19 protein-coding genes and 1 tRNA gene are annotated in these 18,485 nt (G+C 63.8%); 16 read left to right on the forward strand and 4 right to left on the reverse strand.

Annotated elements, in window-relative coordinates; all coding sequences use genetic code 11:
* Positions 1–38: 38 nt before the first annotated feature.
* From ACQR1Y_RS01275 to ACQR1Y_RS01330, 12 genes are all read left to right on the forward strand, one after another.
* A complete protein-coding gene (locus tag ACQR1Y_RS01275; protein WP_434878196.1) occupies positions 39–1,259 on the forward strand; it encodes an ABC transporter substrate-binding protein in 1,221 nt (406 codons plus the stop codon).
* Between the two features lie 100 nt (positions 1,260–1,359).
* Positions 1,360–2,010 (forward strand): ABC transporter ATP-binding protein, encoded by a 651-nt coding sequence (locus ACQR1Y_RS01280; RefSeq protein WP_315726134.1) that lies wholly within the window; start codon positions 1,360–1,362, stop codon positions 2,008–2,010.
* Entirely contained in the window at positions 2,007–2,708 is a 702-nt protein-coding gene (locus ACQR1Y_RS01285; RefSeq protein WP_434878195.1) for an ABC transporter ATP-binding protein, read from the forward strand. The genes ACQR1Y_RS01280 and ACQR1Y_RS01285 overlap by 4 nt, the downstream gene beginning before the upstream one ends.
* The gene (locus ACQR1Y_RS01290; protein ID WP_434878194.1) at positions 2,708–3,631 is read left to right on the forward strand and encodes a branched-chain amino acid ABC transporter permease; all 924 of its coding nucleotides are present in this window, start codon (positions 2,708–2,710) and stop codon (positions 3,629–3,631) included. The genes ACQR1Y_RS01285 and ACQR1Y_RS01290 overlap by 1 nt, the downstream gene beginning before the upstream one ends.
* Complete coding sequence (locus ACQR1Y_RS01295; protein WP_434878193.1) at positions 3,628–5,163, forward strand: branched-chain amino acid ABC transporter permease; 1,536 nt, start codon at positions 3,628–3,630, stop codon at positions 5,161–5,163. Before ACQR1Y_RS01290 ends, ACQR1Y_RS01295 begins: the two co-directional genes overlap by 4 nt.
* Before the next feature lie 10 nt (positions 5,164–5,173).
* Positions 5,174–7,486, forward strand: coding sequence for a N,N-dimethylformamidase beta subunit family domain-containing protein (locus tag ACQR1Y_RS01300; RefSeq protein WP_434878192.1), 2,313 nt, complete (start codon positions 5,174–5,176; stop codon positions 7,484–7,486).
* A 130-nt stretch (positions 7,487–7,616) separates the two neighbouring features.
* Positions 7,617–8,756: an amine dehydrogenase large subunit gene (locus tag ACQR1Y_RS01305; protein WP_434878191.1), complete on the forward strand. Its 1,140-nt coding sequence runs from the start codon at positions 7,617–7,619 to the stop codon at positions 8,754–8,756.
* Positions 8,753–9,301, forward strand: coding sequence for a MauE/DoxX family redox-associated membrane protein (locus ACQR1Y_RS01310; RefSeq protein WP_434878190.1), 549 nt, complete (start codon positions 8,753–8,755; stop codon positions 9,299–9,301). Before ACQR1Y_RS01305 ends, ACQR1Y_RS01310 begins: the two co-directional genes overlap by 4 nt.
* 7 nt (positions 9,302–9,308) lie before the next feature.
* Positions 9,309–9,905, forward strand: coding sequence for a methylamine dehydrogenase accessory protein MauD (gene mauD / locus ACQR1Y_RS01315; protein ID WP_434878189.1), 597 nt, complete (start codon positions 9,309–9,311; stop codon positions 9,903–9,905).
* Between the two features lie 24 nt (positions 9,906–9,929).
* Positions 9,930–10,475, forward strand: coding sequence for a methylamine dehydrogenase light chain (locus ACQR1Y_RS01320; protein ID WP_434878188.1), 546 nt, complete (start codon positions 9,930–9,932; stop codon positions 10,473–10,475).
* A complete protein-coding gene (locus tag ACQR1Y_RS01325) occupies positions 10,472–10,906 on the forward strand; it encodes a c-type cytochrome (RefSeq protein WP_434878187.1) in 435 nt (144 codons plus the stop codon). The genes ACQR1Y_RS01320 and ACQR1Y_RS01325 overlap by 4 nt, the downstream gene beginning before the upstream one ends.
* Positions 10,903–11,337 carry a c-type cytochrome gene (locus tag ACQR1Y_RS01330; RefSeq protein ID WP_434878186.1) on the forward strand — a complete coding sequence of 145 codons (435 nt, stop codon included), beginning with the start codon at positions 10,903–10,905 and terminating at the stop codon, positions 11,335–11,337. The genes ACQR1Y_RS01325 and ACQR1Y_RS01330 overlap by 4 nt, the downstream gene beginning before the upstream one ends.
* A gap of 142 nt (positions 11,338–11,479) precedes the next feature.
* On the opposite strand, the gene ACQR1Y_RS01335 is transcribed toward ACQR1Y_RS01330, so the two are convergent.
* Complete coding sequence (locus ACQR1Y_RS01335) at positions 11,480–12,586, reverse strand: hypothetical protein (protein ID WP_434878185.1); 1,107 nt, start codon at positions 12,584–12,586, stop codon at positions 11,480–11,482.
* 1,380 nt (positions 12,587–13,966) lie between these two features.
* On the opposite strand from ACQR1Y_RS01335, the gene ACQR1Y_RS01340 reads away from it, so the two are divergent.
* From ACQR1Y_RS01340 to ACQR1Y_RS01350, 3 genes are all read left to right on the forward strand, one after another.
* On the forward strand, positions 13,967–14,686 hold the full coding sequence (locus ACQR1Y_RS01340; RefSeq protein ID WP_434878243.1) for a hypothetical protein: 720 nt from the start codon (positions 13,967–13,969) through the stop codon (positions 14,684–14,686).
* 238 nt (positions 14,687–14,924) lie between these two features.
* Positions 14,925–15,149, forward strand: a complete 225-nt coding sequence (locus ACQR1Y_RS01345; RefSeq protein WP_172107825.1) for a hypothetical protein — start codon at positions 14,925–14,927, stop codon at positions 15,147–15,149.
* A 120-nt stretch (positions 15,150–15,269) separates the two neighbouring features.
* Positions 15,270–16,730 carry a tyrosine-type recombinase/integrase gene (locus ACQR1Y_RS01350; protein WP_434878184.1) on the forward strand — a complete coding sequence of 487 codons (1,461 nt, stop codon included), beginning with the start codon at positions 15,270–15,272 and terminating at the stop codon, positions 16,728–16,730.
* Between the two features lie 26 nt (positions 16,731–16,756).
* Here the strand turns inward: ACQR1Y_RS01350 and ACQR1Y_RS01355 are convergent.
* Positions 16,757–16,841 (reverse strand) — tRNA-Leu (locus ACQR1Y_RS01355).
* Between the two features lie 147 nt (positions 16,842–16,988).
* On the reverse strand, positions 16,989–17,285 hold the full coding sequence (locus ACQR1Y_RS01360; protein WP_434862238.1) for a FliM/FliN family flagellar motor switch protein: 297 nt from the start codon (positions 17,283–17,285) through the stop codon (positions 16,989–16,991).
* 14 nt (positions 17,286–17,299) lie between these two features.
* On the opposite strand from ACQR1Y_RS01360, the gene lipB reads away from it, so the two are divergent.
* On the forward strand, positions 17,300–18,022 hold the full coding sequence (gene lipB / locus ACQR1Y_RS01365; RefSeq protein WP_434878183.1) for a lipoyl(octanoyl) transferase LipB: 723 nt from the start codon (positions 17,300–17,302) through the stop codon (positions 18,020–18,022).
* Positions 18,023–18,025: 3 nt separating this feature from the next.
* On the opposite strand, the gene ACQR1Y_RS01370 is transcribed toward lipB, so the two are convergent.
* Positions 18,026–18,451, reverse strand: a complete 426-nt coding sequence (locus ACQR1Y_RS01370) for a tautomerase family protein (RefSeq protein WP_434878182.1) — start codon at positions 18,449–18,451, stop codon at positions 18,026–18,028.
* Positions 18,452–18,485: the final 34 nt, after the last annotated feature.

Raw genomic sequence — 18,485 nt, forward strand, 5'->3', positions numbered from 1 at the left:
CGCACATGCAGATCGCACGCAGAACACTGCTTGGAGGAATGGCAGCATCCGCTCTGACCGGATCGCTGGCCGGCCGTGCCGCGGCCGCGGATGATATTTTGATCGGGGTGCCTACCGCCCAATCATCCCCCGTCGGGGTCGGCGACCAAAAGGACTGGCTCAACGGGGTCACGCTGGCGATCGATGAGATCAATGCAGCCGGCGGTGTCGCCGGGCGCAAGCTGCGCGCGGAAGTCACCGACATCGACATCATGACACCGGAAGGCACGGTGTCGGCGATGCAGACCCTGACGGGCAAGCGCGTCCACGCCATCGCCTCCGCCTTCGTGCTCATTCCGCAGCCAGCGATGGATGCCGCCGCGGCGTCTGGGACCCCCTATCTGCACGGCAACACCTCGATCGCCTCGCTCGAGCTCGTGAAGTCAAATCCCGCTAAATACAAGAATATCTTCCAGATCGATCCCGCCGAGACCTGGTACGGCTACGGCTTCGTGCGCTATCTGAAACAGCTCACGGCCGCTGGATGGAAGCCGAAGAACAACAAGATCCATATCGTGCAGGAGCAGATCTCCTACACCCAGGTGATCTCCAAGTCGGTGCAAAAAGCCATCGCCGAATCCGGCGGCGAATGGGTGCTGGGTCCCGTCACCGACATCCAGTTCCCGGTTCAGGACTGGTCGCCGGTCCTACGTGCGCTGCACGATTCCGATGCGGGCGTCATGTTCATCGACCATTGGGTCGCGGCGGAGCTCGCAGCCTTCGCCCAGCAGTTCGCGGCCGATCCGGTGAAGGGCTCGCTGGTCTATCTGCAATACGGCCCGAGCCAGCCGGAGTTTCTCAAGCTCGCCGCCGGCAGCGCCGAAGGCATGATCTGGGGGACCGTGATCGGCACCCATGCCGACGGCAAGGGCAAGGATTTCCGCAGCAAGTACATCAAGCGCTACGGCGACAATATGGGCATCGTCTATACGGGCAGCGGCTACGACACCGTCAAATTGCTCGCGACCGTGTGGGAGAAGACCGATCCGTCGAATTTCGACACGGTCGGCTCGGCGATCCGCAAGCTCCGTTACGAGGGCGTCTGCGGCACCTATACGTTCGACAACGCTGAACAGGCGCCGCCCTGTCATCCCTGGCAGACAGAGGATGTGAAGGCGGGTATCAGCCATCTGCTGCTGCAGGTGCAGGACGGTCAGCATAAGATCATCGCGCCGGCCGAACTGGCGGAGGTCAAGATCAAGCCTGCTCCCTGGTTCTGAACGCAACGCACGCGGATCACCGACCATGCTGCCAGCTGGCGCGTGCTTCGGATGCGAGGGCGTCATGCTGTCGCTGGGAGGCCGGCGGATCTTGAGCGACGTGTCCCTCCACGTAAAGCGCGGCGAGGTGCTCGGCCTGATCGGCCCGAACGGCGCGGGCAAGACATCCCTGTTCGAGGTCCTGTCCGGGCGCTACCATCCGCAACACGGATCGGTCTTTCTCGACGAGCTGCGGCTCGATCGCCTCGACATCTTTCGCCGGGCCCGGCTCGGCGTCGCCCGCACCTATCAGAGCCCCGTCGTTCCCAATGCACTGACCATCGGCCAGACCTTGCGCGCCGCTCGCAAGGCCTATGCGCCGATGATGTCGGCGCATGACGCCGAATGGGCCGCGCGCCTCGTGCGGCTGGAAGCCAGCTGGGACCGGCCGGCCGGCTCGCTCGATACGTTCGATCGGCGCAAGCTCCTGCTGGCCTGCCTCATGATGCGCCGGCCACGTGTGTTGTTGATGGACGAGCCGGCCTCCGGGCTGATCAACACCGAGATCGCCGAGCTCGATCTGCTGCTGCGCAAGTTCGCCGACGAATATCATCTCGCCATCATCCTCATCGAGCATCGGCTCGAATTGCTCGGAGCCATCGCCGACCGGGTCTACGTGCTGGATCTTGGCGCCATGATCGCGGAGGGCGCGCCCGAAGACGTCTTTCGCGACGATCGGGTCCAGGCGGCGTATTTCGGAGGCGCCGCATGAGCAGTGCGCTCCTCACCGTTCGCGGCCTGTCCGCCGGCTACGGGCCGCTGCGCGTGCTTCACGACATCGATTTCGCGATTGCGCCGGGCGAGCGGCTCGCGATCGTCGGCCTGAATGGCCATGGCAAGACCACGCTGTTCCGCGCCATCATGCAACTCGTCGGCTGGCAGCGCGGATCGATCCTGTTCGACGGCAAGGAGATCGGTGGCACCCGCTCGCTCGGTGAGGGCCGCTTTACGCCAGGGATCGTCAGGCTCGGCATTGCGATGACGCCGCAGGGCGATGCGATCTTTCCGGGGCTGACGGTGCGGGAGCATCTGGATTGCGGGGCTCACGCCAAGACGGCCTGGCGAGATCGCGCCCGCCGCCGGCAACGCGTCTATCAGTTGTTTCCACAATTGGATGAGTTGCAAGGTGCCCTGGTCGGCAAGCTCTCCGGCGGCGAACGCCGGATGGTCTCGATCGGACGTGCGCTGATGTCCGACGCCAAGCTCTACCTGATCGACGAGCCGACCCTCGGCCTTGCACCGAAGGTCTCCAAGCGGGTGATCGAGGCGCTCGTGAACATCCCGCTCGAGGGCAAGGCCATGGTCATCACCGAGCAGAACGTCGCGCTGCTCTCCGGCGCCGTGAGCCGCATGATGGGAATGCACGCCGGCCGCCTGCGCGGCGAGGTCGGACATGTGGGGCTCGCGTGATGGACGCCACCCTCGTCATTTATGCGCTCTATCTCGCCGCAATCTATGCGCTGATGGCGATCGGCATCTCGCTGGTCTGGTCGAGCATCGGCATGGTCAACATGGCCTATGGCGCGACCTTCGCAGTGGCCGGCTACGCCGCCTATTTCGCGGCCGACGCGATCGCACCGGCCATTCGAAGCTGGAGCACGGGCGTTGACGGAATGGTTCTGCTTGCGGTCCTCACCGTGATGGCGGGGATGATCGCAGGCGCGCTGTTCGGCATCTTCGTCTATCTCGTGGCCTTCCTGCCGATTCACGACAAGCCGAACTTCGCGGTTCGCAGCCTCATCGTCACGCTGGCCATCAATCTTGCGGCCGTTCAGGCCTTGTTGTTCGCGTTCGGGCCGCAGCAGAAGGCGCTGCCGCGCATCTTCGGCGTCGGCCGCTTCAACCTGCTCGGCACGTCGATGCGCCTGGATCAGGCCATCACCATCGTGACGACGATCGTGCTCCTCGCCCTGGTGCTGTTGTGGCTGCGGATCAGCCGCAGGGGCCTGGAAATTCGTGCCGTGATGCAGAACTCCGAGGGCGCGGCCTTGTGCGGCATATCCACCCGCTGGACGGCGCTTCCGGTCATGATGTTGACCGGATCGCTCGCGGGCCTTGCCGCCGTGCTGCTGTCGCAGAGCATCTTCGTGAACCCGAGTGCCGGCACGACGCCGCTGATCAAGGGGCTGACCATTGCCCTCCTCGGCGGTCTCGGCTCGGTCCCCGGCGCCGTGCTCGGCGCGATCCTGGTCGGCTTTCTCGAGGCCATCACCGGGATCATTCCCTTTCTCGGCCAGCGCTACGTTCTGGTGGTGCAGTTCGCCTTCATCGTTCTGGTTCTTCTCATTCGCCCCCGGGGTCTCGGCGGCCTGCTGGACGAGACGCGGGAATGATGAAGACGGACAAACCTGCAGCCTCGTACGTCAAGGTCGGCCGCAGGCCGGACGAGGTCACGCTGAAGCCGGATGGCGACCAGCTATGGCATCGCTGGCGGCCGCCGTTCAGCCGGCGGCACTGGCTGGCTTGGCGCGGACGCTACAATCCGAGATCGCTGCGCCGCGAGCGGCGGCTCGTCGACAAACGGCCGCTGTGGTGGACGTTGGGGCTCGGCGGCCTGCTGATCGCCGTTCCTTTCCTATCCGATCAGTTCGTCAACATCGCTGCGATCTTCTGCATCTTCGCCGCCATCAACGTGATCTGGACGTTGATCGTGGGGGCGGCCGGCATCTTCTCGCTCGCGACCATGGCGGTCGTCGGCCTGAGCGCCTATGCCGCCGCCGCGGCCAACGTCTATCTCGGCCTGCCCTGGCCGTTGATGATGCCGATCGGAGCTGCCGTGGGCTTGATCTTCGGGCTGCTGCTCGCCCTACCCTCGACGCGGCTCGACGGCCTCTATTACGCGCTGCTGACGCTCGGGATCGCCGAGATCTGCCGGGTCTCGATTTCGCAGATCAAAGCCCTTGCACCGTCGAACAGCAGCATCAACGGGGTCGACTCCTTCATTCCCTCTGCCTGGCATCTGCAGCGACCCGGATTACTCCTGGGCTTCGCCGGCGCGTTCGTCCTTCTGCTCTGTGCGCTCCTGGTGTTTCGCCTTGTCAACACCGAGCGGCTTGGCCTGCTGCTGCAGACCGCGCGCGAGGACGAAGCCTTCGCCGAGGCCGTCGGTATCGACTACCGCCGCGCGCGCTGGCTCGTCTTCGTGCTCGCCTCGAGCGCGCTTGGCGCCATCGGTGCCTTCTATGCGATGTTTTACCGCTCGATCTCGCTGGCGGTGTTCTCGCTCGATCAGCTCCTGCTGCTGTTCGCGATGATCGTGATCGGCGGCCTCGGCCGCTCCGAGGGCGCCGTGCTCGGCACCGCGATCGTGGTGCTGATCGACAAGGGCCTGATCGGCCTCGGGCCCCTGCGCATTATCATCGTCACCGCCGTCATGATCATCGTCGCGCTGACGGCGCGCGAGGGACTGACCGGCATCAAGGCCCAATTCCAGGCCTTCAGGAATCGCAAGAAGAGCGAGCGGCGCGCCGCGCGGACGGAGAAAGGGGGCGAGGTCATGCCCGAGGAAGCCACCGAGATTGCCGACAAGCAGTTGATCTACCGGCGCCTGTTCGACAAGCGCCTGCGCGATGCGCTGAAGTCGTCGATCACGCCGGACCTGATCGCGGAACACCGCGCCAAACCGCTCGGCCAGCACTCCGACGCGCTCGATCGTCTGCTGAACTATTTCCGCCGCGAGGAGATGCCGGACAAATACGCCATCCTCAGGGTCGGCCCGCTGCGTTCCTGCAGCTATCGCGTGATGGCCTTGTCCGGGCGCGCCGGCCATCCGCCCCGCCTCGTCGACGACAAGCTCTATCCGACCCTCGACGAGGCCTATCACGCGGTGTTCCTGCTCCGCATCAACGACCTGCTTGCGAGCTGAGACCGACGCCATGGCAGAGAAGAAGCTCTACGGCTATTGCGACCCCTGGACAGTCAAGCAGGGCGAGACCCTGTCCTTCATGATCTCGGCCGAAGGGACCGACACCGTTGACGCCCGCCTGGTTCGTCTCGTTCACGGCGACGAACACCCGGACGGCCCCGGCTTCCTCGAAGAGGAGGTCGATTGCGATATTCCGGCCACCCTGAACGTACAGCGCCAGTTCACCCAGATCGGCGCCCACGCCGTCGTCGAGGACGTCTCTCGGCGCCTCGTTCCTGCTGGTGATTTCACCGTCTATGGCTTCGTGTTTCCGACTCGGCCGGGCGGCAGCCGCCAGGCCATCCTGTCGAAGTGGGACATCATGTCCGGCAAGGGGTACGGCATCGGCATCAACACCGAGGGCCGGCTCGAGTTCTGGGTCGGCAATGGCGAAGTGATCGACCATGTGGCCGCAGAGGTGCCGCTGCGTCCCCGTGCCTGGTACTTCGTGGCGGCGACGTTCAATGCCGCCACTCGGGAGGCCCGGCTCTACCAGATCGGCGCCGTCAACCGCTACAACTCCCTGCTCGGCCTCGTGGTGCCGATCGACTACGATTCCCGCGTCGCCGAGACCTTCCGCGTGATGCCCCAGGCGCCTGACGAGTCGGTCCCGTTTCTATGGGCGGGCGCGAGCGAGGAGAACGATCGCCGCGGCCGCTTCGTTGGGATGCTCTATTCTGGCAAGATTGACCGCCCCGGGATCCTCAACAAGGCCTTGCCACCGGAGGCGATCGCCGCCCTGGCGCAAGGCGAGCTGCCGCCCGCCGACGCGATCATCGCTCATTGGGACACCAGCGCCGGGTACACCGACAGGGGCATCGGCGATGTCATCACCGATGTTGGACCACATGGTCTTGATGCGCTCGGCGTCAACCGGCCGGTGCGCGGCATGACGGGGTGGAACTGGGCTGGACGAGAGGACAGCTTTCGCCTCGACCCCAGACAATACGGTGGCATCGCTTTCCGCGATGATGCGCTGACCGACTGCCGCTGGTCGCCGACCGTGACGCTGCGGATTCCGAATGATCTCAAGAGTGGCGTCTACGCGCTGCGACTGCGGGCCGGCGAAAGTGAAGACCATATTCCGTTCTTCGTCCGGGCGGCGACGCCGCGCGCGCCGCTGGCGGTCCTGATGTCGACATTCACCTATCTCGCCTATGCCAACGAGCGCCTCGGCTTCGATGCGCCGATCGCCCAGGCGATCACCGCCCACACGCCGATCTTCAGCGAGGCCGATATCGACTTCTACAAGCTCCAGGAATTCGGATTGTCGACCTACGATCACCATTCCGACGGTTCGGGGTGCTGCTATTCGTCCTGGCGACGACCGATCATCAACATGCGGCCGCGGCATCGCAACGCAGCAACCGGTGTCACCTGGGGCCTGCCGGCCGATCTGTCGCTCTTGTGGTGGCTGCAACAGGCCGGCTACGATTTCGAGATCCTCACCGACCACGATCTGCATGCAGAAGGGGCCGCCGCGCTGCGCCCCTATCGCGCCGTCATCAACTGCACCCATCCCGAATATTATTCCGAGCGGATGATGGACGGCACCGAGGATTATCTGCGCGCGGGCGGCCGGCTGATCTATGCCGGCGGCAACGGCTACTACTGGGTGTCGGGCTTGCGCGAGGACGAGCCGCATTGCATGGAAGTGCGCAAGCTCGACAACGGCTCGCGGGCTTGGCAGGCCGATCCTGGAGAAGCCTATCTCGTCAGCACCGGCGAGCGGTCGGGGCTGTGGCGCTCCCGCGGCCGGGCTCCGCAAAAGCTGGTCGGTGTCGGCTTCACCTCCGAGGGCATGGACGAAAGCCAGCCGTTCGAGCGCATGCCGGATTCCTTTCACCGCCTGATAGCCTGGATGTTCGAAGGCATCGGCGACCGGGAAGAGATCGGCAATTTCGGGCTGGGGCTCGGCGGGGCGGCGGGAATCGAAATCGACCGCTATGATCTGGCGCTGGGCACGCCACCGCACACACTGCTGGTCGCCTCGTCGCACGGGCATTCCGACAATTACCCGCTGGTGTCCGAGGAGATCACCTATGCGTTCCCCGGCCGCGGCGGCACCCAGGATCCCCTGGTCCGGGCCGACATGACCTATTTCACGACAGCAGCCCACGGCGCCTGCCTATCGATCGGCTCCATCGCCTGGAGCCAGGCGCTGCCGGTCAGCGGGGGCGACAACAACGTCGCGACCGTCATGCGCAACGTGCTGACGGCCTTCCTGCGTCCGGGCCCCCTGCCCGGCAGCGAATTCGTCGGCGAAGAAAAGCTCTGGCGCTGATCGTGATGCATCTGCATCATTACCGAACCGCAGCGTCGCGTCGTATGCTTTGCTCCCGGAGCAGGTCGCGGCCTTGGCCGCTGCAAAGGCGATGGGCTGGGCGTACAGGGCTGGCGGCGGAGAGATTGAGATGAGGTCGTCTTCGTTCATACCCCTGCTCGCACTCGCGCTGATGCTTCGCCCGGGCGCCGCGGCCGAGTTCAAGCCGGAGGCAACGTCGAGCAGCACGATTCCGGCGACCATGAACCGCGTCTACGTGGCCGACCCCGCGCTTCCCCACATGGTCGATGGTCGCGTCTACGTGCTCGATGCCGCCGACCTCAGCCTCAAGGGCATGCTGGAGGCCGGCTTCGCCGGCATGATGGTCGCAGCGCCCGACAAGCACCGCGTCTATGTGGCGACGACCTTCTACGAGCGGCTCACCCGCGGCAAACGAACCGACGTCATCCAGGTGTTCGACGACCAGACGCTGAAGGTGATCGACGAAATTCCGATCCTCACGCGACGTGCCCAGGCGCTCGGCTACCGCAGCCTGTTCCAACGCTCCAGCGACGGCAAATTGCTGTTCATTCAGAACGCCACCCCGGCCACCTCCGTCAGCATCGTCGATCCCGACAGCAAGCGTCAGCTCGAGGCTCCGGCTCCGGGATGTTTCGGAATTTATCCAGCACTGTCCACGCCGCTGCGCTTTTCGACCCTGTGCGGTGACGGAACGGTGGGCACCTACACGATCACGGCAAATCTGCGCAATGCGGACCGGAAGGCAAGCAGCAAGCTGTTCGATGCCAGCGCCGATCCCCTTTTCATCCACGCCGAGCACGACCAGGACAGCTACATTTTCCTGAGCTTCAAGGGCAAGCTGCTGCGTGTCTCGCTGGAGGGCGAGCGCGCTACAGCCATCGAGACGCTCGATGTCATTCCGCCCGATGCGACCGGCTGGGCGCCGGGCGGCTATCAGCCTTTTGCGGTCGACGCCAAAGCGCGGATTGCTTACATCTTGATGCATTCGGACGACAAGGACGGAGCACACAAGAATCCGAGCGCGGAGATCTGGTCCTATGACATCGGCAACAAGCGTCTTCTGGCGCGCTCGCCCGCTCCCAACCTGACATCGCTGACATTGTCGGCCGTTGATCCGACAGTGCTGTTCGCGATCAATCCGGTCGACCAGAAGATCGAGCGCCTCACGATCGACGCGACTGGAAAGGTCTCGCGCTCCGCGGACATCAAGCTCGGCGAGACCGCCGCTTTGGTCGAGGCTCCCCGATGAATTGGCAGCTCGATCCCCTTCTGCATCTGGTGGCAAGCGGCTTCATCATCGTCGTGCTGGCACGCGCGGTGCTGGAGAAGGTTCAAGGCTACGCTCTCTTCGTGGCGAACCTGCGCGACTATCGTCTGCTGCCTGAGGCGTTGGCTCCCCTCGCCGCGCCGTTGCTGCTGGCGGCGGAAATCGCGGCGATTGGGTGCCTGATGTATCCTGCCGCAAGCCAGATCGGAGCCATCCTCGCCTCCCTGCTGCTCTGCCTCTACGCCTTCGCCATGGCTGCAGTCCTGATTGCAGGTCGCAGCGAGATCGAATGCGGCTGCGGCGGCGAGGGCCAGTTCGTCAGCTGGACGCTCGTTGCCAGAAATGCGGTGCTGGTCGCGGTCAGTGCCGCCATCATGCTGCAGACGTCGCCACGTCCAATGGGCTGGTCCGACATGCTGATCGGGCCAATGGCCGTGTTCGTACTGCTGCTGCTACTCGCAACGGCCGAAAAAACCATCGGAACATGGGCGGTCATTCGCCGGCTCGACTCCGGCTCGTTCAACTGAGGTGACCATGGACGGTCTCGTCGTCGCATTCATCCTGCTCTGTATCCTGGTGCTCGGACTGGCCATCGCGGTGTTCGCGCTGGCGCGCCAGGTCGGCATTCTGTACGAACGGATCTCTCCGATGGGGGCCCTCATGACCGACTCCGGCCCCGCGGTTGGCGAAAAGGTGCAGCGCTTCGACCTCACTGCGCTCGACGGTCGCGCCGTCGCGGTCGGTGCCGCTGGTCCCCGTTCGCAGCTGGTATTCTTCCTGTCGCCGACCTGCCCGGTCTGCAAGAAACTGCTGCCGATCCTCTCCTCCGTCGCGGCAGCCGAAAGCTCGTGGCTGGACCTGGTCCTCGCCGGCGACGGCGACGTGGCCGCGCACCGAACCTTCGTCGCGCAGCGGCGGCTGGAAAGGTTTCCCTTCGTGCTCTCCCGCGAGCTCGGCATGGCGTTCCGCGTCAGCCGGCTGCCCTACGCCGCACTGATCGACGGCAACGGGCTGGTGCGCGCCAAGGGATTGATCAACAACCGCGAGCAGCTCGAGAGCCTGTTCAATGCCCGCGATCTCGGCGTCGCTTCGATCCAGTCCTATCTCGATGCGCCCCACCCCGCCCACTAGCCACGGCCCCATGCGGAGAAGCTGATGTCGGACATCATCATCGACAGGCTGATGGCGGCCTTCGACCGGGCCGCGGAACGAGCCTTCCGGCGCTCGGCGCAGAGCATCGGCCGACGGTCGGCGCTGAGCGGAATTGGCAAACTGCTAGTGGGCGGTGCCTTGCTGCCGGTGCTCCCCTTCGACCGATCGGGGCAGGCTCATGCAGAAGGCGCATCGAAGCCGAATTCGAACGAAGCCAATTGCGACTACTGGCGCTATTGCGCGCTCGATGGCTTCCTGTGTTCGTGCTGCGGCGGCAGCGTCTCGTCCTGCCCGCCCGGCGCCGAGCCGTCGAAGGTCACCTGGGTCGGCACCTGCCACAATCCGACAGATGGCAAGGACTATCTCGTCTCCTACAATGATTGCTGCGGCAAGACCACATGCGGTCGCTGCCTCTGCAACGGCAATGTCGGCGAGCGCCCAGGCTACCGCATGGGCGTTCACAACGACATCAACTGGTGCATGGCCAACACCCAGAGCATGTATCACTGCACGGTCTCGGTGCTGGTCGGCGTGGCTGACAAGAAATGAAATCCGCAATCTTCGCCGCTTGCGCCGCATTGACATGGCCCGGCGTCGCGCTCGCTGCCGACGGCGCCAAGATCTACGCCCAGACCTGTCAGGCCTGCCATCAAGTCGGCGGCGTCGGCTCGCCCGGGCTGGCCCCGCCATTGGTCTCGCCTGTGCTCTCCAACGCGGCGACCAAGCGGCCTGACTATCCCGCAATGGTCGTAATCAACGGGCTTTCCGGTACGCTTCCGCTCGAAGGGGGTGAGACCATCACCAGCGCGATGCCGTCCCAACCGGGTTTGAACGACGAAGCGACCGCCGCCGTGGTCAATTACGTGTTCCGCTTGAATCGTGCCAAGGTCCAGCTCAAATCCGCCGACGTCGCTCGCACCCGCAACCATCCGGTCGGCAATGACGAAATCAAGCAGATCCGTTCCGGTCTGATGCCATGAGATGTCTGACCCTTGTCCTGATCGCAGCAACCACGATCGGCGCCATCGAACGCGTACGGGCAGCAGAGAGCACTGAATATCTCTATCGACTGCACTGCTCCGGTTGCCACGGTCTCGATGGCGAAGGGTCGTCCGTCGGACGCATCCCGCCCTTTCCCGGCATCGTCGGACATTTCGCCGGCAGTGAACAGGGCCGCCTCTATCTTGCGAACGTACCCGGCGTTGTGAATGCTGCCCTTCCTGATGGCGAGACCGCGGATCTCCTGAACTACGTCCTTCGCGTCTGGGGCACGCCCACGCGCGATCGCGGCAAGCCGTTCACGGCGGAAGAAGTCCGTCGCCTGCGAGCCAGGCCGGTGGACGACATCACGGCGCTCAGACAGGCTCTCACTGTCGAGCTCGCCAAAAAGCGCATCTCGATCGCCTATTGAAAGTCACGGATCACACGGCCTCGATCTCTGCCGCCCGAGGCTCCGGTCCGGATGGCTGACGCCTGCAGCATGCTCAAAGGTTTGCACGAACGAGCATGATTGAAGCCAGCAGGCGAACTTGCTCTAGATAAAACGGCGATGGTCATGACGAACGCGCACGCCTGTGAAGGCCGGCGGCGAGAAGGAGCGTGACCGCCATCGGATCAAGGACGGCGACGAGCGCCAACGTGAGCAGCCGGACTGCTCGCTCAATGTCGGTAGAGGGTATCCCCATCAACTCGGCGAGGTATCGGATCGGTCCCACTTCAGCCTCGGCGCGCCGTCGCAGCGCTTGGATCCTGGCCCTTTCGATCTGTAAGTTCGCGAGCAACTCCGACTCGCGACTGCGTTCAGCGGCAATGTTGGCTCGTTCGTGGCGCTTTTGGTCAGCGATTGTCATCGCGCCGACCGGACGGCCAAGGCGTGTGGACTCGTCGATGGCAGCGTCGATCTGGGCAGTACGCCGGTCGATGTCCGCAACCTTCTGGCTCTGTATTCCGAGGCGAGCCTCGACGTCTGCGGTTCTGTCGGCAAGGGCGAGATCTACGGAGGCCATATGGTCAAGATGGGCTCGGGTCAGGAAGCCGAATACGCCTATAGCGTTCAGGCCCATCAGGGCTCCGATCATCAGGACGAGGACGTACCGCAGGAGTAACGGGGCCGAATTCCAGTGCTCGGTCAACCAGGCGGCTGCGACGAGCTTACCGGCCTCCAATACCGCGCCCATCATGATGACAGGCCAAAAGGCGCCGGCGAAGATTGCTGTCAGGCCATCAATGGAGAAGGCCGCCGAAACGCTCGCCATCGCCAAAGCCACAATGAAAGATGCGAGGTTGACTGGTGTCGTATCACGACCAGACGCTTCAGCTCGGGATTTCCCTGTGACGGCGGCGACCTCTGTAACGGAGACCGAGCCCTCTTCAATGGTCGACGTCACGCTGCCCGTCACAATGATTGATTCAGCGTTACGGCGGATCAGGCCAGCGCGTTCCCAAGCTTTCAGACGACGACCGGTTCGCATCCTGTTCCAACCCCATCGCCGTCCAAGCTCAGCGGCACTGATCGTCAGGTGGCCCATGGGTTGGGAGCGCAGCCAGGCCAGTGCCTCCGTTTCATCGAACGGGTGGGGTGTCATGGGCTCTATCACGATCGGACGCTCCTTCTGTCCGGCCGCCGCGCGAGGCCGCGAAGAGGCGGCCGCTTCAAACACGACGACCTCGGCGGCAGAAACGGGACAGCTCTTCGCCTAACCGGGATCGCGTATTCCCCTGCTCCCTTTGAGTGCAGGCGCGGAGTTTCCGCAGTGTTGCCGGATCACGACTCTTCTGCCGCCGCTTCGTGAAAGCCGATCAAGCCGAGCTTCACCAACTGAAATCCACGCGGGCGTGCCACGAAACTGACATTTCTGAAGCCGGAACGGTACGGCGGAATTGCTCGATGTTGCACGCTGCAGCTCCCCCTAAGAGCCACATTGCGCGCGCCGTGGGCTTCTCTCTCGCTCTCGGTCATCGGACACGAACAAAAGCTCAGCTGCACGCTGGACGGATGTGTGATGCTGAACTGACGCTCGTTAAGCTTCCAGCTCCTGCACCGGATTTGTAGACGAGCAGCTTGGCCCATGCTTATCGACCAGTCTGGCTCCTGCCGATAGACCACCGAGAAGGCAGGGTCTGAACCAATTTCGGATCGTTCCAAATCTGATGCAGATGGTGCGCTAATTTCGCCACCGGCGCTGCTTCCGCGTAGTGCCAGAGTGCAGTTCGGTCCAAGGATTGGAGATCGCCGAGCAGAGGACGGGTTGATAGGCAAGATAAAAGCGCCTCTCCGCGGCGTAGAATCGACGGTCGTAAGTGCTTGTCTTGACTACTAGCACTCTGGCACTCACGAACTTCATTGTTGCTGTTTGAATACAATTGGTGAGGAGGATCAATCCCCCGAATGGCACTATTCGCACCATAGCGTACGTCTGCGTGGGATCGGCGGAATCGGACCTTCGACGGAAGAACGTGCTTTCCTCGATGATCCAGGACTGCAAAGAATTGGCCTCGGTGATCAGCACACGTGATGGTCGCGATGACGAGCGACGGTTGCTCTAGCAGGACGCGGTTTCTCCATCCCGGGGAATAGCCGGCACCTCATTCGGAACATGAGCAACTTTGTCGAAGCGGATCGTAGGATCGGCATGATGGTGGTTCGCGTTTGCCGTGGCATGTTCGCTCATGAACTACAGCAACCCTCGCTCTCAACAACCACGCGCTTCTAGTGAAGCTCATCCAGCTGCAGTCAGCGAGAGCGCGTCCGAAGGCATGATCGATCAGCGTGCGGTCAAACTGATCCGCCGGCGAGCGGCGCTCAGCATGGACCGCCGACGGTGCACGGGCGTGTTCTCGTGGGCTTCCACCGAAGCCGGCACCGAAAGACCCTCAGCAACCTCGTCCATGCGGCCGGCCTGCTCTCCGGCGGCTGAGAGAGGCCGTGACGCTTCCAATCCTGCAACGCTCATGCGCCGCGCTGTTGGTCTTCCCGCATCTCGGTCCTGGTCAATGGCGCAGACAAGGGCCGACGATTTGGGAGCGCCCTCTTGACCATCGTGCGTCGCGAGCACAGGACGCATTTCACGATCGTGCCGAATGCCGTGTTCACCGATGAACGGCTTTCGGTCGAGGCCAAGGGCGTGCTCGGTTTCCTGCTGTCACGTCCACACAGGTGGCGGGTCCGTCTCGATCATATCGGACGGACGCTTCTGGTCGGCCGCAAGAAACTGCAACGCATTTTCCGTGAGTTGATCTCGGCTGGCTACGTCACCCGAGAGCAGCAGCGACTCGCCGACGGCCAGCGGTTCGGTGAGATCGACTATGTCGTCCGCGACGTGCCGGTCCCTGCCAATGTTGCTGGTCGGCCGCGGGGCCAAAAGGGACCTGCGGCTCCGCGGGTCCAAAAGGGACCTGCGTATAAAGAAGCACCGCGGGGCCCTCAGGGACCTGCCTATAAAGAAATAAATAAAAACAGATCACCGGCATCGGCGAACCATCTGCCTCAGGCGTCCCGCGGACATCTGCAGGCCAAGCCGATCGGACCGGCCCATGACGACGATGATGCCGCGCGGCTCGATCTGCGGATCGTCGAGCTGTTCCCGGACAGGGGCGAAGGCTGGGAATTCCTGATCGCCCTTTCGGTGGAGGACCGTGCTGTTCTGCGCGACCGTCAGCGACGAGGCGAGCTCGACCGAACTGCGGTGGACGAGTTGCGCAAGAGGTACCGTCCCTTGCTGGACGACGGCCCCGTCAAACCGACGGCAAAGGACAAATAGCGCCGGTTCGGGTGCCGTCGAAGCGGATCTGCCGCAACGGCGCCTCATTCCATTCATCGTCGAACTCGGCACCGGCTGTCCGTTTCACGCGCAATCGCCGCCGAACGTTCTCCACCGAGGGACCCAGCACTGTTTCAATGGCGCGTTTCGGCGTTTCTTGCTGGCGATCGCCCTCGGCGTTTCGTAGAATCGGACAAGCGCAGTCCGGTGGCGATCATAGATCGAATGGAGATCCTCGATGCCTCGCCGCCCAGCCAAGGTTACCCAGGCCGATATCGCGCGCGCGATCCGCGCCGCAAAGGAGGCCGGCGCGGCCGAGGTCGTCGTCGATACGGACGGCGTGATCAGGATTGCTCTGACCTCGAGCGCTCAGTCGACCCGTCAGCCAAAGATCAATTTCGACGAGATCTGGACGCCGTCCGAGGCGCTTGCGCGCCGTCTCAATGGCACCGAAAGCGGGTGAAACGCACCTTTCACCGTTGATGTCGAATCCGAGGATTCGTAGACTCCAGGCATTGGTTCAGGGAGCCGACCAATGCCTGAGACGGAACGTCCCGACCCCCGCGCGCGTGGGGATCGTCGCATGTACCTCTATTTCAACTATTCCGAATCCGGATCGTTGCGCTGGTACGTCAAGGTCAGCCGGAAGGGACGCCGGATCGGGATCGCCGAAGACTACGGTACGAGAGCGTTCGATGCCGCCTATGAGGCGGCGGTCGCCGCACTCGGAGGAGTGTTGCGGATGCGGCGCGTCAAAGGAACCAGCAAGCCCGGTCAGCCGGAGCGCCGCTATCTCTGCGTCGATGTCAGCCAGCGCGGTCAATTGCGCTACTACGTGCAGCTCCGCAACAAACTGCCAAAGATCCGGATCAAGGCCGCGTATGGTTCTTCAGAATTTGATGCTGAGGTCGATGCCGCCATCGCCTCCCAGATCGCGCTCTACGGACAGGAGAGTGACTACGTCAACGCCCAGAAGCAGCGTAACGCGCCCTGCCCTGCGCGCCCCACTTCGCCGCCTAAGCCCGGGACACTGCGCTGGTACTGGTACGGATACAGGCAAAGCGATCATTGGCTCGGCGATCTCAGTGTCGGCCATGCCGGTCTTGCCGAGACAACTCGCCTCCAGCGGACTGGTTTGATTGAAAGCCTGCTGATCGAGAATGGCGAGAAGCCGTTTTCAGTGCTCACGCGCAACGTCATCAAGGCGGAGATGAAGGCGCGGACCCCCTCTCAGGCCGGCAATCTGTTGTCGGCCCTGCGCGGCCTGATGCGCTGGATGATCGACGAGGGCCACCTGGACGAGGACGACGATCCGACCATCGGCCTTCGCTCCGGGAAGGCGCGTGCGTCGCGAGAGAGCGGTGGCTTTCTGCCCTGGACCGAGGATGACATGGCCAAATACCGGGCCAAATGGCCGCTCGGGACCGAGGCGCGGCTGATGTTCGACATCCTGCACTACACGTTCCTGCGGCTTGGGGATGCGCATCGCTTTGGGCCGCCGCACCTGCGCCAGATCGTGCGCAAGATGGCCGTGCAGATCACCACCGAAAAAAGCCGGGGCAATACGATGGTGACCGTGCCGGTGCACCCGGAATTCGCGGAGAGCCTGCGGGCCGCAAGAGCCGCCGGAATCATCGGCGCCGACGTGTTCACCGGGAAGCGCCTGAAGGGGCGCGTGCTGCCGATGAACAAGAAGGCGTGGGCGATGAAGTTCAAGAAGTACGCCGTCCTTGCCGGCGTCAACGAGGCGAAGAAAAGCTGCCATGGGGTGCGCAAGGCGCGCGCCGAAGTGGCGGCCTATGCCGAGTGTACTGAGAGCCAGATGATGGCGATGTTCGGCTGGACCGACCCGAAGATGCCGGCGCACTACATCGCCCAGGCCAACCGCGAGAAGCTCGGCATCAGCGGAATGGACAAGGTGGTCGCGTTCGACCAGGGCCAGTCTCTGGATGATTTTTTGAGGCCTGTCGCGGAAAACAGGACGGGAACGGCGGGCGGGAACGAAGTGGTAACATTCCCGGGTAACATCCGGAAAAAACCGTAACGATTTCAAGGGAAAACGTGGGTTTGTGGTGCGCTCGGAGGGACTCGAACCCCCACGGTGTTACCCACTGCCACCTCAAGGCAGCGCGTCTACCAATTCCGCCACGAGCGCGAAGGAGAAGCCGGAGCCTGGAAACAGGCGGCACCGGATCAGTGGCGCCCGTGTATCAAATCGATCTCGGGGGGACAACCCCCGCCCTGCCCTAAAATACCGGATTGTGGATGGTTTTTGCGTCGCCTCGGGGACGTTGTTGGGACCCTATCGCGTCGTCGGGGTCGGCGAGCGCGGCAGCATCTGCTTGACCTCGACCGCAATGCGGTTGCGATCGACCAGCACGACGCCGTTGGCGATCGGCAAATTGTTGGCCAGCACCTTGACGTCGTCGGCCTCGGTCGCGTCCAGCTCGATGATGGCGCCGCGCGACAGGCGCAGAACCTGGTGGATGGGCATTGAACAGGTGCCGAGCACGACCATCAGGTCGACTGTCACTTTATCGAGGGTTGACACTGCGAGAGCACCCAAGTCACTGGAATCCGTTGCCCCAGAGATCACCATGTTACGGTTAGCCAATGGTTAACAGCCGCGAAACCCTCGACCTCACCAGCTTTGCCGGGCCGCCCGGCAACGCGGTCGCATGGCGCATCTCCGATTCGCTGGTCGACTATGCCGAGGCGACCGCGGCCATGGAGGCGCGGGCTGCGGCGATCGCGGCGCATGAGGCGGCGGAGCTGGTGTGGCTGCTCGAACACCCGCCGGTCTACACTTCCGGGACGTCCGGAAAGGCCGAGGACCTGCGCGATCCCAGGTTTCCGCTGCTGTCGACCGGACGCGGCGGCCAGGTCACCTATCACGGCCCCGGCCAGCGCGTGGCCTATGTCATGCTCGATCTGAAGCGGCGCCGGCCGGACGTGCGGGCTTTCGTCGCGGCCCTCGAAGAGATGATCATCCGCACTCTCGACTCTTTCAACGTCCGCGGCGAGCGGCGCGAGGATCGCGTCGGCGTCTGGGTGAAGCGCCCCGACAAGGGCGCGGGCTATGAGGACAAGATCGCCGCGATCGGCGTCCGGCTGAAGCGCTGGGTCAGCTTTCACGGCATCGCCATCAATGTCGAGCCGGATCTGTCGCATTTCCAGGCGATCGTGCCCTGCGGCGTCACCGATCCGCGTTACGGCGTGACGAGCCTGGTCGATCTCGGCCTGCCGGTCACGATGGCCGACGTCGACGTCGCACTCCGGCAGGCCTTCGAGAGCGTGTTCGGCGCCGTCGCTGCCGACCTCGCCGCGACCGCCTGAACGTCAGGTGCCGCGCTGCGGCGGCACCTCGAGCTTGGCCGCGACATAGCGGCGCTCCTGGCTCAAGCCGCCGAAGCCGTAGGCGTCGGCCTTGACCTCGTCGACATGCAGGTAGGTCTCGTGATGCAACGGACCGATGAGCTCGGACATGCGGTCGAACACGGCGGCGAGATAGGCGGCCTTCTCGTCCTTGGTGTTGGTGCCCTCGGTGACATGGATGTCGATCCAGTAGCTGGCGAGCCCCTGCTCCGCGAGCGACGCACCGCCCGCGAACCAGTCCGCGGCGTCCGCTTCGGACACGATGACCGCGGTGACCTTGGGATCCTTGTGCAGGATGCGCGCCGTCAACTCGGTGACGGCATCGGCAATGTGCTTCTTCAGCGCCGGCTGGCGGCGCGAGCTGGCGTAGATGATGTTGATCAACGGCATGGTCGGCTCCCGTTTTCGAGCGCATCGACGCGCT

This window comes from Bradyrhizobium sp. HKCCYLRH3099 (assembly GCF_051167855.1).
In the GTDB taxonomy this organism is placed as follows: Bacteria; Pseudomonadota; Alphaproteobacteria; order Rhizobiales; family Xanthobacteraceae; genus Bradyrhizobium.

Excerpts from the sequence above, each read along its gene's own strand:
- ACQR1Y_RS01275 (WP_434878196.1), top strand. The coding sequence starts at position 39 with ATGGCAGCATCCGCTCTGACCGGATCGCTGGCCGGCCGTGCCGCGGCC.
- ACQR1Y_RS01285 (WP_434878195.1), top strand. The coding sequence starts at position 2,007 with ATGAGCAGTGCGCTCCTCACCGTTCGCGGCCTGTCCGCCGGCTACGGG.
- ACQR1Y_RS01290 (WP_434878194.1), top strand. The coding sequence starts at position 2,708 with ATGGACGCCACCCTCGTCATTTATGCGCTCTATCTCGCCGCAATCTAT.
- ACQR1Y_RS01295 (WP_434878193.1), top strand. The coding sequence starts at position 3,628 with ATGATGAAGACGGACAAACCTGCAGCCTCGTACGTCAAGGTCGGCCGC.
- ACQR1Y_RS01300 (WP_434878192.1), top strand. The coding sequence starts at position 5,174 with ATGGCAGAGAAGAAGCTCTACGGCTATTGCGACCCCTGGACAGTCAAG.
- ACQR1Y_RS01305 (WP_434878191.1), top strand. The coding sequence starts at position 7,617 with ATGAGGTCGTCTTCGTTCATACCCCTGCTCGCACTCGCGCTGATGCTT.
- ACQR1Y_RS01310 (WP_434878190.1), top strand. The coding sequence starts at position 8,753 with ATGAATTGGCAGCTCGATCCCCTTCTGCATCTGGTGGCAAGCGGCTTC.
- mauD (WP_434878189.1), top strand. The coding sequence starts at position 9,309 with ATGGACGGTCTCGTCGTCGCATTCATCCTGCTCTGTATCCTGGTGCTC.
- ACQR1Y_RS01320 (WP_434878188.1), top strand. The coding sequence starts at position 9,930 with ATGTCGGACATCATCATCGACAGGCTGATGGCGGCCTTCGACCGGGCC.
- ACQR1Y_RS01325 (WP_434878187.1), top strand. The coding sequence starts at position 10,472 with ATGAAATCCGCAATCTTCGCCGCTTGCGCCGCATTGACATGGCCCGGC.
- ACQR1Y_RS01330 (WP_434878186.1), top strand. The coding sequence starts at position 10,903 with ATGAGATGTCTGACCCTTGTCCTGATCGCAGCAACCACGATCGGCGCC.
- ACQR1Y_RS01345 (WP_172107825.1), top strand. The coding sequence starts at position 14,925 with ATGCCTCGCCGCCCAGCCAAGGTTACCCAGGCCGATATCGCGCGCGCG.
- ACQR1Y_RS01350 (WP_434878184.1), top strand. The coding sequence starts at position 15,270 with ATGTACCTCTATTTCAACTATTCCGAATCCGGATCGTTGCGCTGGTAC.
- ACQR1Y_RS01360 (WP_434862238.1), bottom strand. The coding sequence starts at position 17,285 with ATGGTGATCTCTGGGGCAACGGATTCCAGTGACTTGGGTGCTCTCGCA.
- lipB (WP_434878183.1), top strand. The coding sequence starts at position 17,300 with ATGGTTAACAGCCGCGAAACCCTCGACCTCACCAGCTTTGCCGGGCCG.
- ACQR1Y_RS01370 (WP_434878182.1), bottom strand. The coding sequence starts at position 18,451 with ATGCCGTTGATCAACATCATCTACGCCAGCTCGCGCCGCCAGCCGGCG.